General features: G+C 46.0%; 18 protein-coding genes and 2 pseudogenes. 15 read left to right on the top strand and 5 right to left on the bottom strand.

Annotated features, from left to right (window positions below; all coding sequences use genetic code 11):
• The 6 genes and pseudogenes from R7070_RS23495 to R7070_RS23470 form a co-directional block, all read left to right on the top strand.
• A pseudogene (locus tag R7070_RS23495) lies at nt 1–240 on the top strand (diaminopimelate decarboxylase); the annotation flags it as partial.
• Between the two features lie 10 nt (nt 241–250).
• Nucleotides 251–1081: a diaminopimelate epimerase gene (dapF, locus tag R7070_RS23490; protein ID WP_256900714.1), complete on the top strand. Its 831-nt coding sequence runs from the start codon at nt 251–253 to the stop codon at nt 1079–1081.
• Nucleotides 1075–1806, top strand: coding sequence for a DUF484 family protein (locus R7070_RS23485; protein ID WP_017636089.1), 732 nt, complete (start codon nt 1075–1077; stop codon nt 1804–1806). The genes dapF and R7070_RS23485 overlap by 7 nt, the downstream gene beginning before the upstream one ends.
• Nucleotides 1772–2704, top strand: a complete 933-nt coding sequence (gene xerC / locus R7070_RS23480; protein WP_064368853.1) for a tyrosine recombinase XerC — start codon at nt 1772–1774, stop codon at nt 2702–2704. Before R7070_RS23485 ends, xerC begins: the two co-directional genes overlap by 35 nt.
• Before the next feature lie 8 nt (nt 2705–2712).
• A complete protein-coding gene (yigB, locus tag R7070_RS23475) occupies nt 2713–3429 on the top strand; it encodes a 5-amino-6-(5-phospho-D-ribitylamino)uracil phosphatase YigB (RefSeq protein ID WP_053350826.1) in 717 nt (238 codons plus the stop codon).
• Between the two features lie 138 nt (nt 3430–3567).
• Entirely contained in the window at nt 3568–6054 is a 2487-nt protein-coding gene (locus R7070_RS23470; protein ID WP_053350820.1) for an EAL domain-containing protein, read from the top strand.
• Nucleotides 6055–6137: 83 nt separating this feature from the next.
• Here the strand turns inward: R7070_RS23470 and R7070_RS23465 are convergent, their stop codons facing one another.
• Nucleotides 6138–6734 carry a tRNA-uridine aminocarboxypropyltransferase gene (locus R7070_RS23465; RefSeq protein ID WP_031780839.1) on the bottom strand — a complete coding sequence of 199 codons (597 nt, stop codon included), beginning with the start codon at nt 6732–6734 and terminating at the stop codon, nt 6138–6140.
• Nucleotides 6734–8284, bottom strand: coding sequence for a COG3650 family protein (locus tag R7070_RS23460; protein ID WP_256900713.1), 1551 nt, complete (start codon nt 8282–8284; stop codon nt 6734–6736). The genes R7070_RS23465 and R7070_RS23460 overlap by 1 nt, the downstream gene beginning before the upstream one ends.
• Nucleotides 8285–8331: 47 nt before the next feature.
• Between R7070_RS23460 and R7070_RS23455 the strand changes: the two genes are divergently transcribed.
• Nucleotides 8332–8802, top strand: a complete 471-nt coding sequence (locus tag R7070_RS23455; protein ID WP_005378735.1) for an EVE domain-containing protein — start codon at nt 8332–8334, stop codon at nt 8800–8802.
• Nucleotides 8803–8852: 50 nt separating this feature from the next.
• Here R7070_RS23455 and R7070_RS23450 read toward each other — a convergent pair whose 3' ends face one another.
• Both R7070_RS23450 and R7070_RS23445 read right to left on the bottom strand, forming a co-directional pair.
• A complete protein-coding gene (locus R7070_RS23450) occupies nt 8853–9677 on the bottom strand; it encodes a Cof-type HAD-IIB family hydrolase (protein ID WP_053350823.1) in 825 nt (274 codons plus the stop codon).
• Nucleotides 9678–9921: 244 nt separating this feature from the next.
• Nucleotides 9922–10932: an alpha/beta fold hydrolase gene (locus R7070_RS23445; RefSeq protein WP_005378733.1), complete on the bottom strand. Its 1011-nt coding sequence runs from the start codon at nt 10930–10932 to the stop codon at nt 9922–9924.
• A 65-nt stretch (nt 10933–10997) separates the two neighbouring features.
• On the opposite strand from R7070_RS23445, the gene rhtB reads away from it, so the two are divergent.
• From rhtB to R7070_RS23410, 7 genes and pseudogenes are all read left to right on the top strand, one after another.
• On the top strand, nt 10998–11615 hold the full coding sequence (gene rhtB / locus R7070_RS23440) for a homoserine/homoserine lactone efflux protein (protein WP_054729573.1): 618 nt from the start codon (nt 10998–11000) through the stop codon (nt 11613–11615).
• Between the two features lie 24 nt (nt 11616–11639).
• Nucleotides 11640–12864: pseudogene (locus R7070_RS23435) on the top strand (EAL and HDOD domain-containing protein).
• Nucleotides 12865–13018: 154 nt separating this feature from the next.
• Nucleotides 13019–13354: a metalloregulator ArsR/SmtB family transcription factor gene (locus tag R7070_RS23430; protein WP_005378730.1), complete on the top strand. Its 336-nt coding sequence runs from the start codon at nt 13019–13021 to the stop codon at nt 13352–13354.
• 42 nt (nt 13355–13396) lie between these two features.
• Nucleotides 13397–14398 (top strand): ArsJ-associated glyceraldehyde-3-phosphate dehydrogenase, encoded by a 1002-nt coding sequence (locus R7070_RS23425; RefSeq protein ID WP_005383630.1) that lies wholly within the window; start codon nt 13397–13399, stop codon nt 14396–14398.
• A 12-nt stretch (nt 14399–14410) separates the two neighbouring features.
• Entirely contained in the window at nt 14411–14905 is a 495-nt protein-coding gene (locus R7070_RS23420; protein WP_086047096.1) for a cyclin-dependent kinase inhibitor 3 family protein, read from the top strand.
• A 254-nt stretch (nt 14906–15159) separates the two neighbouring features.
• On the top strand, nt 15160–16377 hold the full coding sequence (arsJ, locus tag R7070_RS23415) for an organoarsenical effux MFS transporter ArsJ (RefSeq protein WP_005383628.1): 1218 nt from the start codon (nt 15160–15162) through the stop codon (nt 16375–16377).
• Nucleotides 16378–16660: 283 nt separating this feature from the next.
• Nucleotides 16661–17674, top strand: coding sequence for an acyltransferase (locus R7070_RS23410; RefSeq protein WP_017636080.1), 1014 nt, complete (start codon nt 16661–16663; stop codon nt 17672–17674).
• On the opposite strand, the gene R7070_RS23405 is transcribed toward R7070_RS23410, so the two are convergent.
• Nucleotides 17671–18000: a DUF2500 domain-containing protein gene (locus R7070_RS23405; RefSeq protein WP_005389668.1), complete on the bottom strand. Its 330-nt coding sequence runs from the start codon at nt 17998–18000 to the stop codon at nt 17671–17673. The two genes, R7070_RS23410 and R7070_RS23405, sit on opposite strands and share 4 nt — an antisense overlap.
• 327 nt (nt 18001–18327) lie before the next feature.
• On the opposite strand from R7070_RS23405, the gene R7070_RS23400 reads away from it, so the two are divergent.
• Nucleotides 18328–18696, top strand: coding sequence for a hypothetical protein (locus tag R7070_RS23400; RefSeq protein WP_005378717.1), 369 nt, complete (start codon nt 18328–18330; stop codon nt 18694–18696).
• The last annotated feature ends 150 nt before the right edge of the window (nt 18697–18846 follow it).

Raw genomic sequence — 18846 nt, 5'->3', positions numbered from 1 at the left:
TTGGTTGGTCCTATTTGTGAAACCGGCGACTTCTTGGGTAAAGATCGCGCACTCGTTTTGCAAGAAGGTGATCTACTCGCGGTTCGTTCAGCAGGTGCCTATGGTTTTGTGATGTCTTCGAACTACAATACTCGTACCCGAGCGGCAGAAGTGATGGTGGACGGTAAACAAAGCCACTTAGTTCGCCAGCGTGAGGAGCTGACCAGTTTGTGGCAGCTGGAACAGATTCTACCGGAGTAACACACAACAAATGCATTTCCACTTTTCCAAAATGCACGGTTTGGGCAACGACTTCATGGTCGTCGACTGTATTACCCAGAACGTGTTTTTCTCGCAAGACCTGATCCGCCGCTTGGCGGATCGTTATACTGGCGTTGGTTTTGACCAATTGCTTGTGGTAGAGGCCCCTTACGACCCTGAAACCGACTTCCATTATCGGATTTTTAATGCCGATGGTAGTGAAGTTGAACAGTGTGGTAACGGTGCACGCTGTTTTGCCCGCTTTGTTCGCTTGAAGGGGCTGACCAATAAATACAGCATCAGCGTGAGCACCAAGAAAGGAAAGATGATTCTCAACATCGAAGATGATGGGGAAGTGACGGTCAACATGGGCGTACCAGAGTTTGAACCGAACAAAATTCCTTTCAAAGCGAAGCAAAAAGAGAAAACTTACATCATGCGAGCAGGCGACAATACCTTGTTTTGTGGTGCTGTGAGCATGGGTAACCCGCACGTAGTGACCGTGGTCGACGATGTGGATACGGCAGAAGTGGAAACTCTCGGTCCGCTGCTTGAGTCGCATGAGCGTTTCCCAGAGCGCGTCAACGCTGGCTTTATGCAGGTGATGAGTCGTGACCATATTCGTCTTCGAGTTTACGAGCGAGGCGCAGGAGAAACGCAAGCTTGTGGTAGTGGTGCATGCGCGGCAGTCGCGGTTGGGATTCTGCAGGGCTTGTTGGATGAAAACGTTAAGGTTTCTCTACCTGGTGGTGAATTGCGAATTGCATGGCAAGGTCCAGGCAAGCCGTTGTTTATGACCGGACCTACAACGCATGTATTTGATGGTCAATTGTCTTGCTAGTTGAAGAAAAAGGAAACGGTTTGTCTCAAGTAGAAGCAGATGCCTTAACGGCTGAAGTCGTGGCCGAGTACCTCAAAGATCATCCAGACTTTTTTGTGCAACGTCCGGAGCTTGTGGATCGTTTATCTTTCCCACACTCAGACTTAGGCGCGGTATCTTTGGTGCACATCCAAATGAATCGTCAACGTCAGCGCATTGAAGAGTTAGAGGAAGAGATCACTACACTAATGTCGCTTGCGGCGAACAATGATCGCACCTTTTACGAATTTATGGATTTGCAGGGGCAGATTCTAAAGTGTGGTGACTTTAAACAAGTCATTCATTCTATCGAAGATAAAGCCAAAGCATTGGGCTTACGTGCGTTTGTTCGATTGTTTAGTCAATGCGACGCATCAATTCAATTGAGTAAGGAAAGTTATCAACGCTTTGCGACCACTCACTTAAATGGCAAAGATGCGTACTTAGGACGTCTTCGCAAAGTGGATCGTGAAGCTTTGTTTGGCAACATGGAAGTGCCGGAAATGGGTTCCTATGTGGTACTGCCGCTCGTGAAACAGCAAACACTGGGCGTGCTTGCTTTTTCTAGTGAAGATGGCGGCCATTTTCAGCCAGATATGGATACCTTGTTTTTGCGTCACCTATCATTAGTAGTGGCACATCTCGCTCAAACACTGGTATGGCAAAGTTACGATGACGACAACTCCCAACACTCCTCTGCCAAATAGTCTGCAAAAGCCTCTTGAGCGCTTCTATGAATTCTTACGAAGCGAAAAGGGGCTTAGCCTACATACTCAGCGCAATTACAAACAGCAGCTAGAAACTATGGCGCAGCACCTAGCTGAAATGGGGCTCAAAGATTGGTCTCAAGTGGATGCTGGTTGGGTGCGCCAATTAGCAGGTAAGGGCATGCGAGAAGGCATGAAAGCCAGCAGTTTGGCAACGCGCCTCTCATCGCTGCGTAGCTTTTTCGATTTCCTTATTCTGCGTGGCGAGATATCGGCTAACCCAGCCAAAGGGGTTTCAGCACCTCGCAAAAAACGCCCGTTGCCCAAAAACCTCGATGTTGACGAAGTGAGCCAATTACTTGAAGTCAACGAGGACGACCCGCTGGCTGTGCGCGATCGCGCCATGATGGAGCTGATGTATGGCGCCGGCTTACGTTTGGCTGAACTGGTGGGTGTGGATGTACGTGACGTACAACTGCGTAGTGGTGAGCTTCGTGTTATTGGTAAAGGCGATAAAGAACGTAAAGTGCCGTTCTCTGGGATGGCAACCGAGTGGGTCGGGAAGTGGTTACGCGTTCGTGGTGATTTAGCCGCTCCAGGTGAGCCCGCCTTGTTTGTATCTAAGCTTGGAACGCGTATTTCGCATCGTAGCGTGCAAAAGCGCATGGCTGAATGGGGGCAGAAACAGTCTGTCGCAAGCCATATTAGTCCGCATAAATTGCGTCACTCATTTGCGACACATATGCTCGAATCAAGCAATAACTTACGTGCGGTGCAGGAGCTTTTAGGGCACGAGAACATTTCGACGACCCAAATCTACACGCACTTGGATTTCCAACATTTGGCGCAAGCCTACGACCAAGCCCACCCACGCGCACGTAAAAAGAACGGGGAGTGAGCCGAAGTATGAAATTTTATCGCCGTATCGAGCCTATTAAGGCAATGACCTTTGACCTAGATGATACCCTCTATGACAACTATCCTGTGATAGTTCGCATGGAGCGTGAGTTGCTATCTTGGCTCAAGCACCATCATCCAGCGGTTGCTCATATGAACAAAGCGGATTGGTTTGCTCTCAAGCAGCGTGTTGTGCAGCAACAACCCGAGCTGAAGAGCGATGTCACTTTATGGCGTTTAGTGCAACTTCAGCAAGCCTTCTCCCAAGTAGGCTACGACGAAGACGCAGCACATGCCGCCGCGAAAGCCGCAGTAGACGTTGCGTTGGACTGGCGTAACCGTTTTGAAGTGCCGCAGCAAAGCCTCGATGTACTGGAGGAACTCGCGCAGCACATCCCGTTGGTAGCAATCACCAACGGTAATGTGGATTTAGACCGCATCGGTCTTACGCCTTATTTCCAACAGGTACTTAAAGCAGGACCAGATGGATTGGCGAAACCCGCAACCGATATGTTTACTAAAGCGAAGCGATTCTTGGATATTCCTGCGGAGAATATTCTGCATGTCGGTGATCATCTAACCACGGATGTGCATGGTGCAAAGTTGGCTGGTTTTGCAGCCTGTTGGTTTAATGATATGAATAAAAATGTCATTAACCATTCAAAAACACGTACTTTACCTGATATTGAAATCAATAGTTTGCAGCCGTTACTCACACTTTTTTAATTGCTTTCGCATTAATCCATTCTAATCTCATTTTGTGTCTAGAAAAGCAGCGCAAAGCCACGTAAATTATTCTCTATTAAATAAAAATAGTAACGCCACACGTCGTGGTGAAGATAGTGTTACGGCAGTGGTAGGTCCATGCGAGCTTTTTCAAAACTGGTTCACGATGTCAGTCAACTGAATGACTTTTTAGTCACTTTTCCGACTTCCTCAGATAAACAATATTTAGTACAAATATTGTCGACGCAATCGCGCGAAATTACGACCACACTTGCAGACGCCGTTTTGTCGTCGCTGCCGAATGCTCATGTTATGGGGCATAGTACGCGTAATGTGATTCTGGAAGGGGAGATATTTACCTCTGGTTGCCTAGTGAGTGTGATTGAATTTGAGCAAACCACGCTGACTTCTGCGGTACAAACATACTCTTACTCCCCTGATATTGATGGCGGGGAGCTCAAGCGCTCTCTTCTAATGCAGCATAATTCACAGGTGATCCTCAGCTTTGCTGTGCAAATTGAACGACGTGACTATCCCTTGTTTCAAACCTTCGCCAGTGAAGAAGTAGTGATTTCTGGAGGGTTGGCGCAGAGTATTGACGATGGCTGCTGGGTGCTATATCAAAACCGAGTTTACGATAACGCTGTGGTTGCCGTAGCTTTGCACAGTGATACTTTGAAGCTATGGACTGATGCGTATTCGGAATGGAACCCGATTGGCATGCCACACAAAGTCACTCATGCAAAAGGAACGCGCTTGTATTGTTTAGGTGAGAAGAAAGCGCTGGAAGTATACAAGCGTTACTTGGCGGATGGCCATGACGTGACGCTGAGTCAACTGCTCAGCTTTCCTTTGTATCGAGAAAGCTTAGGGCGAAAGGAAGTTTGTACGGTAACGGAGCTACACGCTGATGGCAGTATGAGCTTCGACAGGCCCTGGTGTCTTGGTGACGAAGTGCAATTTTGCTATAACCATCCCTCGTTAACGCTCGAGCAAGTGCGGCATGGTGTGGTTGAGTTAGCCATGCACCAACCTGAAGTCGTGATGATTTTTAACTGCGCGTCACGGTTAGACTTTATTGACAGCAGCGACGAAGTCCAAGCATTCAAAGATATTGCGACGACGTTTGGTAGTTACTGTATGGGGGAGCTGCATGGTGGTATTGGTCAGCCCGAAATTCTTCATCACAGCCTGACGTATTTAGCGATGCGAGAGGGAGACGAAGTGCAAACATTGAACTTGCCTAAGTCGCCCGTTAGCTCCTCTATTTCACCGCTGTTTAGCTTGATTCGAAATGCGATCGGCGATCTCAACCATATGAACGCGCATATGGGATATCAACTCGATCGCCAAACGCGCAAGTTACAAGAAAGCTATCGACGCGACAGTCGCACGGGATTACAAAACCGGGTCGCATTGCAAGAGCGGCTGAGTAACATCGATTTGGATGAGCATTTGTTGACTCTAAAGCTACTTAACTTTAGTCATATCAACGAAAAATACGGCTACCGAGTGGGAGATCAATTACTCAAAGATCTCTCAATGCACTTTACGAATCGATTACGAAAGCGTTTTGGCATGCCAACGGCTTTGCAGCTTTATAGTATTGGGGTTGGTGAGTGGGCATTCATATTTAAAGCTGATCAAAGCAGCGAGACCATCAAACAGCACTTTACGCGTTTTGCTGACGCGGTAGAACAAACTAATTTTGAGCCAATTGGCCTACGTGAAATAGATTATCTTTCTATCTCGCTATGCGGCGGCTTAGTGAGTCGTCGAGACTTTCCATCCGCTTCAGTAGATGAGCTCTTACTCAAAGGCATCGAAGCGAGGCGATCCGGTGTACGCAGTAATACCCATATCTGTAATGCGAAAGATATTGAAGTCAGTGAGGATGTGCGTAAAGAGCAACTTGGATGGCTAAGTTGCGTCAGTAGAGCCATTCTCAAACAGAATATCATCACTTATAGCCAACCTATTGTGCATGCGGGTAGCCACAAATTGGCAAGCCAAGAATGTTTGGTTCGTATTCTGGAAGCCGATGGAACGGTGATTGCGCCAGGGCGTTTTCTGCCAATTATCTCTGATACACATCTTTACACTCGACTAAGTCGGCACATGATTCATTCTACGTTGCATTATATGCGAGATAAGCAAGGTGACTTTTCTATAAACTTATCGCCGCAAGATTTGCTCAGTGATAAAACTTTAATGCTTTTAGAGCATGAAATTAGCCAGCTAAATGACCCAAGGCGAATTGGTTTAGAAGTGCTGGAATCTGAGCAGATCAAAGACTACGGCCGAATGATAGAAGTGTGCAGTCATTTTAGAAGCTTAGGGGCGCGTATCATTGTTGATGACTTTGGGTCCGGTTATTCGAATATCGATGAAATCCTAAAGTTGGAGCCAGAAGTCATAAAGCTCGATGGCAGCTTGATTCGTGATATTGATAAAGACTTAAAACAGCGCAAGATCGCTTCCCAGTTGGTGCGTTTGTGCCAGGTGTTTAACGCGGAGACGGTGGCGGAGTTCGTCCACAATCAGGAGGTGTGCACCATTGCACAAGACATGGGGGTGGATTATTTGCAGGGTTACTATCTTGGCGAGCCGACTCGACTGTTTTAATGATGTTTCACGTGAAACTTCTTGTCGTAAAAAACGCAGCGTAGGCTGCGTTTTTTGTTTGGTTCTTCTACTGAGCTTAATGTTTAACGCTTAAGAGCGTGTCCACTCTTTTCAGCTTGGAACAGAGCGAGGTAATGGGCAAAAAAGCGCTGCATTTGTTGTTGGTTGTTTTGTTCTCCAAGTTGCCCGAGCAAATGTGCAGCGACTTCAAACGTACACAAATTACCTTGTTGTTGGTTGCGTCGCAGCTGATATTGTGAGTCCGCCGACGCAGACAATCCCATAGTAGGGATACCTTCTAACCAACGGCTCTTATTGATCATCTTGCGCGCCTCTTGCCAGGTGGCATCTAAAATAATAAACAGCGGAGTTTTGGTTTGTTGCTGGCTTTGGAGTACCACATGTTCGAGTGTGATACTTTCTTCACAGGGGAAGAGCAACACCGGATACCGCGACGGATCAGCTAATAGAGTGAGCAATTCTGCTGGTGGCTGTTTGCGATCCCAGATTACTCGCTCAATGCTGAGTTGGCACTGCTCTAGTAGCTGGCCGGTATTAGTATCACGCTTCAGTTCATTCGGATGCATTAACAGCAGGATGTTGTGCTCACTGTTAAGTTTCGGCATTAGCGAGCACATACAATTGAATTGAAAACCGCAGGTTGGACACGGTTGTGACATTACAGACGAACTCCTTCTCGCACCGGGCTTATCCCATCAGAGAACAGACGCACGCCACTGACTTGGTTCGGCGTTGCCGTTGGCGCCATGCTTGGGTTGAGTGGGTAGCTAACCCCAGTGTATTGCATCACGTGTTGAGCCGCTTTAGCTCCGCCACCGCTGACATTAAAAATCAGATCTCGCCAACCATGAGAGGTTTGTTGGCCGAGCATAATCGGGCTTTGCACTAGTGTAATGCGACTATTAAATCGCCATTCCTTTTCGTGATGTTCAAATATCAGCAATGTACAGCCTCCGGAACCACACCAATCCAACTGTACCAATAGCTCTTCGTTACCATCGCTGTTGAGGTCGTAAGTTAGCCAACGGTATTGGTTGTTGTTGGGGTTGGTTTGATGGATAAAGAAGTAGTTGCGCACCGCGGCATCTACTTTTGAATCAAACTCTGCACTAGAAGGGACGTCAGCACTATCGATGGGGTCGTTGGTGCGTCTTTCGGCTGGTTGCATGATGCCTTCATCACGAACGGTGGCAGGATAAAGGACTAAACCACCATCGGCGATTGGGTAGACCAAGTTACCGACTTTTTCTTTGGTCGCTTTGAGCTGATTGCCTTCTCGAGTAAACAGTCGCTCTGACATTAGCCTTTGCTGTTGATGATGCGTCATGACAACTTGAACCTGAGACGGACTTAACTGTTGCCAGTAACCACGCTCGATTAATGGTGCTTGTCCATTGGCGTAACGGTATTTTGTTGTGGCGCTGTGGTCTGGGTTTAAGGTCATTTGTACTTCAAAGCCTTGTGATTGGGTTGAGGTCGCGACATAGGTATTAGCCCAGCCAAGCGTTGCATCGACGTTTGCAGCCATACCACAACCTTGATACGTCTCGCCATCATGTTTTAGTGTTGCTTTCCAGCCATACAAAGAATCGCTCATTGTGTCTGAGCAGAGGTTTTCTGTTAAGCGAAGCTCACCACCTTGCAGTTGATAAGTGCGCTGGCGAGGTTGAAGCTGACTGCTGTTAATCGCTAATTTTGTGGTTTGTTTGCCGATTTGCTGGAATGTTAGTCCATTAGCCTCAAAGCTTGCCGACCAAGAAGGCTCATTACCAAACACGCGAGTTGGTTTGTTTGGTTGCTGACAACGGTTTGGGTTTTCCGTTGTGAGGAAGTTCACTTGTTCCACGACAAAGTTAGCATCGAAATCAGCAGAAAACCCATCGATGCCCGGTGGGTTGAGGTGGCCGATAACCTCGCCATACATGGTCTGGTAAGGCTCGTTATTTAACTGAATTGCTCGTTGCATTTGCTGTGGTGATAGTTGCAACCAATATTGCTTGTCGCTGCCACAAGGCATGATGTATTGGCTCTCGTGACCGACGATCACTTTTCCGCGTAGCATAAAAGTTTGAGGTTGAATGGTTTCAGGCTTATCTAAGGTTGCTGGTGGAGAGGTTGGGTCAGCAGCACCAAATTGTGGCGGCTGTGAACTACATGCTTGCAGAACCAGCAGGGTGGCAAGCGCCACTGGGTTTTTCAAAGCCTTCATGTTATATCTTCCTCATTATTGTTACTCAATCGGCATCGGATGGCATTATGGCATATTGGTTATTTAAAACTGAACCAGATACCTTTTCTATTGACACGCTTCGAACCCAAAAGGTTTCATGTTGGGAGGGAGTTCGTAATTATCAGGCGCGCAATATGATGCGTGACCAAGTGAAGGTGGGCGATTTAGTCCTGATTTACCACTCTTCTTGTAAACATGTTGGCGTGGCAGGTATTGCTAAAGTTGTGAGAGAAGCCTATCCCGATCATTTCCAATTCGATCCCGAAAGCGATTATTACGATCCAAAGTCAGACCCAGACAACCCGCGTTGGATTATGGTGGATGTCGAGTTTGTACGTAAAACGGCGCGAGTGATTCCGTTGTCGGTGATGAAAGCGATGCCAGAACTTGAGAACATGCCGTTGGTGAAACGTGGAAATCGCTTGTCGATTATGCCCGTGACAGAAGAAGAATGGGACGCGATTCTTGGCAAAGAGAAGCTGCCAAGTCAGCGATAAAAGAAAAGGGCTGCGAATGTGCAGCCCTTCATTATTTGGAGTATTGAAGCTTACAGCAAGTGTTCTTGTAGGTAGTGTGCAACCGCATCTTCTGCATTGCTGCCAATCACTTCATTATTTGGTAGAGCTTTCATCACTTTTTCGTGTGATGTACCCATAACTAGCCCTTTACCTGCCATCGACAGCATTTCTACGTCATTCATGCCATCACCAAATGCTACGCAGTTTTCTAACGTGAGGTCGAGTTTTTTCGCTACCGCTTCAAGAGCATGACCTTTAGACACGCCAGCGCTCATTACTTCCAAACACCAAGGCGTTGAAAATGCGATGTTCAGCTGATCACCAAACTGCTCACGTAGTTTGTTTTCAAATACGACCAAACGTTCGTGGTCTTCTCCTGGATGAGTAAAGAAAACTTTCGCAATACCGTCAGTTGGGGCTTGGTCTTCATCAAATAAGACGTAAGTGAATTCATCGTGGAAGTCACGTAACGTTTCATCATCCTTGTTCATCAACCAGCTATCATTTTGATACATGTGAATAAGTATTTCTTGATCATGTTTGATCGTGTCGATCACGCCTTGTACCAGTTCAGCAGGGACATTCTCGCTGTACATTAGCTGATCTTCCTGGTCATGCACTCGGGCACCATTCGACGTGATCATATAAGCTGGAATGCCAACTTGGCGACGGATGCTCGCAACGTCTACGTGGTGACGGCCGGTTGCAAAGACAAAGGTATAACCCTTTTCATGCAGCGCTTTTAGCGTCTCTTTTGAGTAAGCACTGAGCTGATGGTTAGGTGCGAGTAACGTGCCATCCAGATCAGAGGCAACGATTTTGGTGATCTCTTTGCAAGGTAGCGATGTGCTCATGAAGTCCTCGTAAACGGTTTGGATAGTGTGGAACAGGTGAATTGCAAACGGAGTACAGCAGACTGACTAGATCGTACTGCTCCGAATGCGGGGGAACTTGGGCTCATAGCACTATGCGGTTAAACACAGTGTCAAAGTAGCCAAGTTCAAGCAGTGTACGCCAAAATGAGGATGAAAAAGAGGGTAAATCGATGTGTAGACATTTCCTCTTTAATCTTAGTCGTGAAATGGTCGCCTAGAGTTCTTATTGTGCTTGTTCGTTTGATGGCGATTTAGGGTCATTCATAAAGCGGAAAATCGCATCGAGCGCTTGATTACGATACTTGTCGGTCTCGAACAAGATTTCATGCTGTGCGCCTTCGATAGAAAGCAGCTCCGCGTGCGGGTTGGTTTTCCGCAATTTATCAATAAAACGCTTTTGCGCGAGGTTGCTAACAATCCGATCGTTTCCGGCTTGGATTAGGATTACTGGTATTTTGACTTGGCGAGTTAATAAAAAGCACTGCTTAGCGGCCATGAGCCCTTGCCAAACCCAGCGAGTGCTTGGCCCACCGACTTGCAGTTCCGGTTTTTCCGTATATAGGTTTCGGAACCATTGGTAGCGGCCGTAACTTTGGCTAAGTGGGTTATCTTCAAAGGGCTTAGGGAAGTAGGCCTGATGTCCTGGTGCATAGCGTGGCAAAGTCGATACCGCTGACATAATTTGTGTGACCGGAATCGCTATTGGTGATAGGTACCATGGCAGGTTAATGCCAAACATGGGCGCACTTAGAATCAAACCAGTAAAAGGGTGTTCTGGGTGAGTTTGCAGGTAACGTGTGGCGATCGCGCCGCCCATAGAGTGCGCGATGATGAAGCATTGTTGATATTCGCTAAGGTCGTGTTTTTTTACGACGATGTCCATATCATCAATATAATCAGTAAAGTCATAGACGTGACCCATATCTGAGTCAGATAATAAACGATCTGATAGACCTTGACCGCGGTGGTCAAAGGAATAGACATCGAAACCTTGGCGGTAGAGATCGTAAAACAGCTCTTGGTATTTCCAGGAAGACTCAATGCGTCCATTTACGATGAGCACGGCTTTTTTATGCTCTGGGTTGGTTAGCTTGCACCAGTAAATGTTCTTTTTCTCAGTCCCTTTAACAAAGCCCTCTTGGCGAGTTTGCCAAAGTGCTGCGATCGGACCACCAATTGCTTGCTCAAATAATGTCTCTTGAGTATAAGTCAAAGGTGAATGGTTAGTCGCCATTAGTTGATTACCTGAAGATACGTTGTTTACGCGATGTATCATCGAAGAATTAGTGAGGAAATGCAATGGATACCCATGTCTGGTTAGCTTATGTAGTAACAGCAATCGTTTTTAGTTTGGCTCCGGGCTCTGGCACGGTGAACTCAATCAGTAATGGTTTGAGTTACGGTACCCGTAAATCACTGGGTGCCATTATTGGCTTACAAATTGGTTTAGTTATCCACATCGCGCTGGTGGGGGCGGGTATTGGTGCGCTTGTCGCGCAGTCAGCAACCGCATTTTCTGTCATTAAATGGGTTGGTGCCGCTTATCTGGTTTGGCTGGGGGTTCAGAAATGGCGCGACACATCAAGCTTAGTCGCAGCTGAAAACCACAACGAGATGTCAGGCACGGCGCTGTTGTACAAGGCAGTGTTGATTAACCTCACCAACCCTAAATCGATTGTTTTTCTGGTGGCGTTGTTCCCGCAGTTTATTGACCCGGCAAAAGACCAAATCACGCAACTGTTGGTGCTTGGCGTCACTACGGTCGTGATTGATGCGTGTGTAATGTTGGGTTACACGAGCTTGGCAGCACAAATGGGACGCTTTATTCGCTCCGATAAAATCATGGGAAAAATAAACAAAGTATTCGGTTCAATGTTCATGGGTTGTGGTGCATTATTAGCAGCTGCAAAGTCATAAGCCATTTATAGGTCCTTCTTTAGCATGAATACAACGTATGTCGCTCGCCAGCCGATCTTTAACCGAAAAAGACAGACGCTGGGTTATGAATTGTTGTTTCGAGACGGGGGAGAGTAACGCATACCCTTCACATATTGATTCAAATCGAGCGACATACCGACTGATCGTCGAAAACTTCCTATCACTGGGTACTAACCCAGTGATTGCCTCTTCAAGATGCTTTATTAACTTTCCTCATCAAAGCTTGGTGCGACGTTTGCCGCGCAGTTTGCCGAAAAACAAAATTGTCATCGAAGTGTTGGAAACGTGCCAACCTACGGATGAGCTTCTTGATGCGATTCGTGAGTTTTATCGAGAAGGTTACTTGATCGCTTTGGATGACTTCACCCTAACACCAGAATGGCGTCGTTTTTTGCCATATGTGCATATTGTGAAGCTCGACATTATGGCGATGGGGCTCGAAAAGGCCTGTGAACTGGTCAAAACACACCTGGCCAAACGCGTCAAATACCACTTTTTAGCAGAACGTGTTGAAACCGCAGAAGAGTTTGAGCAAGCGAAAGCGGCTGGCTTTAAATTTTTCCAAGGTTATTTTTTTAGCAAGCCACTCGTCTCGCAGACTAAATACGTCAGTCCTGAGCAAGTGTTGGCATTGCAACTGTTTCGTGAAGTTTGTGCTCCTGAGCCTGACTTTACTCGTATCGAGTCCATCATTACGCAAGATGTCGCGTTGTCATATAAATTATTGCGTTTTGTAAATACGCAAGCGCCGAATTTGGCTGTCGAAATCAGCTCTTTTCGTCAGGCATTGATTTATCTTGGCCAGGATAACCTTAAGCAGTTTGTCTCTTTGGTTGTGGCATCGTATATCTCCAGTAACAAGCCTCGAGAGCTGTATCACCTTTCATTGCAACGAGCTCAATTTTGCCAATTGATGTCGCGCTATCAGCCATTCTCTCACCTCAACGAGCAAGGTTTCATGGTTGGTTTGCTGTCGATTCTAGATGCGCTGCTGGATCTTTCGGTGGAATCTTTAGTTAGGCAGTTACCGCTTAGTCATTCAGTACAACAAGCGCTATTACATCGCAAAGGGGTTTATGGTGCACTTATTTCCCTCGAAGAGTGCTACGAGCGTGCCGATTGGTCAGGGGTTGAAAAAATCACGATGCAATTGGGGTTGCCTTTAGAGGAAGTGAAGCTCTCCTTAGGTGAAGCGGCTCGCTGGAGTCAAAGCATCGCGACTGCATAATTTCTGGTCTTATCTTTTATCTCTTTGAATCTCTCTCTTTACAATCAAGCTGTTCGTTAGATGTGAAACTTTTATGACGATGGGCGGTTTCCTCTTGACGATATATCTTAATTAAATAAACATATACGCATATCCATATATAGGTATGTTCATTATGCTTCCACATCAGTTTTTTAAGCTGTTATCCGATGAAACACGCGTACGTTGTTTAATGCTCGTGGCCCGTGAAGGTGAAACTTGCGTTGGTGATTTGGCGTTTGCTCTGCAAGAGAGCCAGCCGAAAGTTTCTCGTCATCTTGCTCAGTTACGGTCCAGTGGCATCTTGGTGGATAAACGCCAAGGGCAATGGGTGTATTACGAGTTATCACAGCAATTACCAGGTTGGATGCGAAAGTTAATTGAAGACTTAGTGGCATCAAACTGTTTGAAGCAGGAATACCAAGACGACATCACACGCTTACACGATAAAAGTCGTGAGGCTTGCTGTTAACAGCGAATAGAGATTCAAGGTAGAAGATTAGAGGGTAAAACTATGACAATTAAAGTAGGAATTAATGGCTTTGGCCGAATTGGTCGCTTAGCGCTGCGAGCGGCATTTGATTGGCCAGAATTGGAGTTTGTGTTAATCAACGATGTCGCAGGTGACGCCGCTACGCTTGGTCACTTATTAGAATTCGATTCAGTGCAAGGTCGTTGGCATCATGGAGTTCAGGTCGAAGGCAGTGAGCTCGTCATCAACGGCAAGCGTGTCGCCACGACTCAACAACGCGATATCGATGCGGTGAACTGGTCTGATTGTGATGTTGTGATTGAAGCGACAGGCGTACATCGCAAAACATCATTCCTAAACAAATACCTAGAGCAAGGCGTGAAACGTGTCGTGGTAAGCGCACCTGTGAAAGAAGAAGGTATCGCGAACATTGTGGTGGGCGTGAACGACCATATTTTCGACCCTGAAAAACATCGTATCGTGACAGCAGCTTCGTGTACGACTAACTGTATCGCACCTGTGGTTAAAGTCATTCATGAGAAATTGGGTATCGAACAATCTTCTTTTACGACCATTCACGACCTGACGAATACGCAAACTATTTTGGATGCGCCACACAAAGATCTACGCCGTGCAAGAGCATGTGGCATGAGCCTTATCCCGACCACGACGGGTAGCGCGAAGGCGATTGTCGAAATTTTCCCAGAATTAAAAGACAAAATTAATGGTCATGCGGTTCGCGTGCCTCTAGCAAACGCATCGTTAACAGACATCATTTTTGATGTGAAGCGTGATACCACAGCAGAAGAAGTGAATGCACTGTTAAAAGAAGCATCTGAAGGTGATTTGAAAGGCATCCTTGGCTTCGAAGAGCGTCCTTTAGTTTCTATCGATTATAAAGGCGACCAACGTTCAACCATCGTTGATGCGCAATCAACCATGGTTGTGGGTTCTCGTATGGTTAAGATTTACGCTTGGTACGATAACGAAATGGGTTATGCAACGCGCACAGCAGAGCTGGTTCGTAACGTTGGTTTGGCTTAAAAGGGGGTCACAATGTCTCATCCTACATGGCAATTAGATTTGGACTCCGGTGCTTTAATCTTAACACCGTGCCCAGGAACGAAAGGTGTCGATTTGCATGCGTCGTTAGAACAGTTGAAAGAGCAGGGTGTTCAAGCGGTCGTTACTGCATTAGATGATAGTGAATTAGCTGCGAAGAATGTCTCTGCATTGGGTGAAGCCACTCAGCAACTGGGTATGAAATGGTTCCAGATCGAGATTGAAGACGACTGCGCACCAAATGAAGAATTTGCGACGAAGTGGCAACAAGCCAGTCCGGAACTGCACGCGATTCTTGCTCAAGGTGGCAAAATTGCGATGCATTGCATGGGTGGTTCGGGGCGCACAGGTTTGTTCGCTGCTCACCTACTCCTAGAAAAGGAATGGCAGTTAGAAGATATCGTGCGAGAAGTGCAGGCATTGCGCCCTGGTGCATTTACAAAACCTGTGCAAGTTGAGTACATCGAACGCGTGGCTCAAGACGCTTGATCAGCTTAAATAGCTTTTGGTTCATCATGATCCAAAAGCTAAATTCAAGCTTCTTCAGGATACGACTGTTTACAAAAAATGCCATTAACATTAACTAATGCATTGTTTTTAAGGTGTATTTTGCTTTTTATTGATGTTGGGGCATTTTTTGAAAATCACAGCAACATTGTATTGGTCAATGTTGCTGTACAGGTTAGGAAGTATTTAGAACATGATGATCTAAATGCTTCTATCGCTGTACATATGAGGTCAATATGATTTCTCAATTAAGCAAAAGTATTCGTCAGTACATGTTAGTGACGTTTAACTATTGGAACTTTACGGTGACCGATGGCGCACTGCGTATGCTAGTGGTGCTCTATTTTCATGATTTAGGTTATTCCACGTTAGCTATTGCCTCACTGTTCCTTTTCTATGAATTTTTTGGTGTGGTGACAAACCTAGTTGGTGGTTGGTTGGGCGCAAGGTTAGGCCTAAATAAAACCATGAACATTGGTTTAGCGATGCAAGTGTTTGCGTTGCTGATGCTCGCAGTACCAAATGCATGGCTGACCATTCCTTGGGTGATGGCAGCGCAAGCTCTGTCGGGGATTGCCAAAGATCTGAACAAAATGAGTGCTAAGAGCGCGATTAAAACGCTAGTACCAGACGAACAGCAAGGTGCGCTCTACAAATGGGTAGCGATTTTAACTGGCTCGAAGAATGCACTCAAAGGAGCGGGCTTTTTTGTTGGCGGCTTGCTGCTGTCTTGGGTGGGTTTTCAAAACTCGATGTTTATTATGGCGGGTGTACTTACATTAGTGTTTGTTTGCAGCATGATCTGGCTAGAAGCGGACATGGGTAAAGCAAAGAGTAAACCTAAGTTTCGCCAAATATTCTCCAAGTCTGAATCGATAAACATTTTATCCGCAGCACGCATGTTCTTGTTTGGTGCTCGTGATGTGTGGTTTGTCGTTGCTCTGCCTATTTATCTTGGTAGCGTGTTTGGCTGGGATCACTTGTGGGTTGGTAGCTTTCTCGCAGCGTGGGTCATTGCTTATGGGTTTGTGCAAGGCTTTGCGCCGCGTATTACTGGCAAAGCGCAAGGTCGTGTGCCTGATGGTAGTGCAGCATTGGTGTGGGCAGGAATCCTAGCGTTAATTACGGCTGGTATTGCTTATGGTGTGCAAATCGGTTGGCAGCCTGAATTGGTGATTGTGGTAGGTTTGATGATTTTTGGCGCTGTGTTTGCCATTAACTCTTCGCTGCACTCGTACTTGATAGTGAGCTACGCTAAAGGCGATGGCGTCTCGTTGGATGTCGGTTTTTACTACATGGCCAATGCGATGGGACGTTTGATTGGCACGGTATTATCGGGTTGGATCTACCAAGAGGCTGGTCTTGCAGCGTGCTTATGGGTTTCTTTTGCTTTCTTGGCACTGACGACGCTGATTTCAATTAAGTTGCCAAAAGCTGATGTTGCTACTGCGTAACTATCCCCAGTATCGCTATCTGTAGATGGTATAAATGGCTCCAAATCGGAGCCATTTTTGTTTCTTATGCGCCGTTTGCTGTAATCAGATTGTGTCGGTTTGGCATCGAGAGTGAATACTGATGCTTGGTTTTTGGTTCTCGTTAAGTGATTAGAGTGGTGATGAAATCCCCGTTGTAGGTCATTGTTGAGTTAAAAATAAGCAAAAACAGATTGTTAACCATTTCACTGGTTGAGATTTACCCTATGCTATAAACGATAAGCGACTCAAAGTAGGGAAAGGTATGAGAGAAAGGGTTCTGTTTTTTGATTTATTGCGCTGCTTCGCAGCGGTAGCAGTGATCGCCATTCACGTCTTGGCACCGTATCGAAATGAGTTAGGAGTGATTCCATTTGACCAATGGCTGACAGCGGTAGGCGTGAATAGCGTAACCCGCTGGGCAGTGCCAGTTTTTATTTTGATCACCGGAGCGCTAATGCTCAGTGACACTCGACCATTTGACGGTAAGTATTATATCAAAAGGCGTTTGGGCAAAGTTTTAGTTCCATTTCTTATTTGGTCGATGTTTTATGCATACCTTTCAGGTTGGACTTCTCAAGGCTTTGATTTTGAAACCGTAAAAGAGGTATTAAGCAATAGCCCATTCCACGCAACGTATTACCATCTCGGCTTTTTCTATTACTTTATACCACTGTATTTTGTGATTCCGCTGTTTCAATGGATGGTACGCAACGTGGATGACAACGTCTTGTATACCTATCTCGCATTTTGGCTTTTCACCAGCACACTGTTCTTGTTCAAGATTGATGGCCCTTGGAGTAATCAGATGTGGCTTTATATGGGTTACCTTCCACTGGGGTATGTTTTATTTCAAAAGGTACCTTTGAATCGCTCTATGGTGACCTTATTTGTTGGGCTAGGACTCGTGGCGTTGGCAGTGACCTTTACGATGGTTGTGACAAATAGCTTAGAGGCGGAGAAGTATACGGTTGGGCGCTGGCTCTCTTATAAAACACTGAATGTGATTCTAGCGGCTTCGATGATTTTTATGATCGGGCGTTACTTTGGTGAAGGCTTATCACCAAAAGTACAAAAAGTGGTCAGTGTGATCAGTCAGCACAGCTTGGGGATTTACTTACTTCACCCTATTTTCTTATGGCCGATGAAAGAGTTCGGTTGGTACACAGGACATCCTGCGTGGGTGATTCCAGTCTGGATCGTTCTAAGTGGAGCTGGAGCCTTGGCGATGAGCTATCTCTTTTCTCGTTCTGCCAAGACTCGTTGGTTGCTGCCTTAACGTTTGATAGCGAAGTGAAGGAACTTGTTGCCGCGATAGGTCAGTGTTCCCTTATCTCCAGGGTTGAGTGCATGGTAGTAATGCACTCCAATTTGGAATTCACGCTTTGGACCGATAGAACCACGTTGAACGTAAATCCAATACTCTTGATCGTCTTGACCTGGTGGTGCGTTTGGTATGTCTATCGCTTGTTTATCTAAAACCGTTACCTGCGCGCTTTGCTCTGGAGCGTCTTCGCCCACATAGTGCTTACTATAAAAACGGAAAAACACCCACGCGCCCAAGGCAATAAGGGCGAATAGGGCGACAATAAGTGAGATTGGCATATTAACCTCCAATGTTTTATCGGGTTCCATTCTACAGAACTCGCTGACGAAACGATGAGTTGAGGTAGCTTATTCATAATCTAATGAAAGGGATATGGAGATTATTCGGCGCACTTCACGATTTATCTTAATGATGCACGATGAAATCGTCGCTTCATCTGCAAGCGAAGTCACTAAAGCTGAACGAAGCGGCTTTCACTTGTTAGGCTATATGAGCTCAAGGGCACAAATTGAAAGTAAAATTGCACTTAACGGCTCGAAAAAGCTCTAAATTTATAGAAGAATAAAAATAATGAACATAGGAAGGGTCTGGTAAGGAGGGTTACGATGTCAGATATTGAAAAAGTAGTCATGCGTACCCGAACGATCGAAAAACTTTTGCGTACTCAGTACCATGCAGAAGGGAAAGGGTTGCACCAACTTATTAATAGTTGTGAAGAACGTTTACCGCATGACGTGATAGCAAAGCTTCGATTCATCGCAACCGTGCGTAACAAAGTGGTGCACGAAGACGATTACAAGCTGGATGATCGTAAAGGCTTTATGGCGGCATGTGATGCTTGTGAAAAAGAGCTGACACCAAGAAGCTCTCGCTTTATTTGGCGTACAGCAATTTTGCTAATGACGTTGATTACGCTGGCCGCTCTTGGTTTCTACTATATGCACTGGGATATTTTATCTAAGCACATTCAGTAGAGCTATACAGATAAATAAAAAAGGACGCATTTGCGTCCTTTTTTATTTTAAATCATTGGTTTAGTACATCATTGGCAGTGTCATTAAACCCACAACCACTGCAATCATAACCAGCCCTTGTTTTTGAGAAGATGAAATCATAACACTACC

It is taken from the genome of Vibrio sp. 1557 (assembly GCF_033340175.1).
Lineage (GTDB): Bacteria > Pseudomonadota > Gammaproteobacteria > Enterobacterales > Vibrionaceae > Vibrio > Vibrio alginolyticus.
The sequence above is the reverse complement of the archived record's forward strand: the minus strand, read 5'-3'. Positions and strand labels throughout refer to the sequence as shown.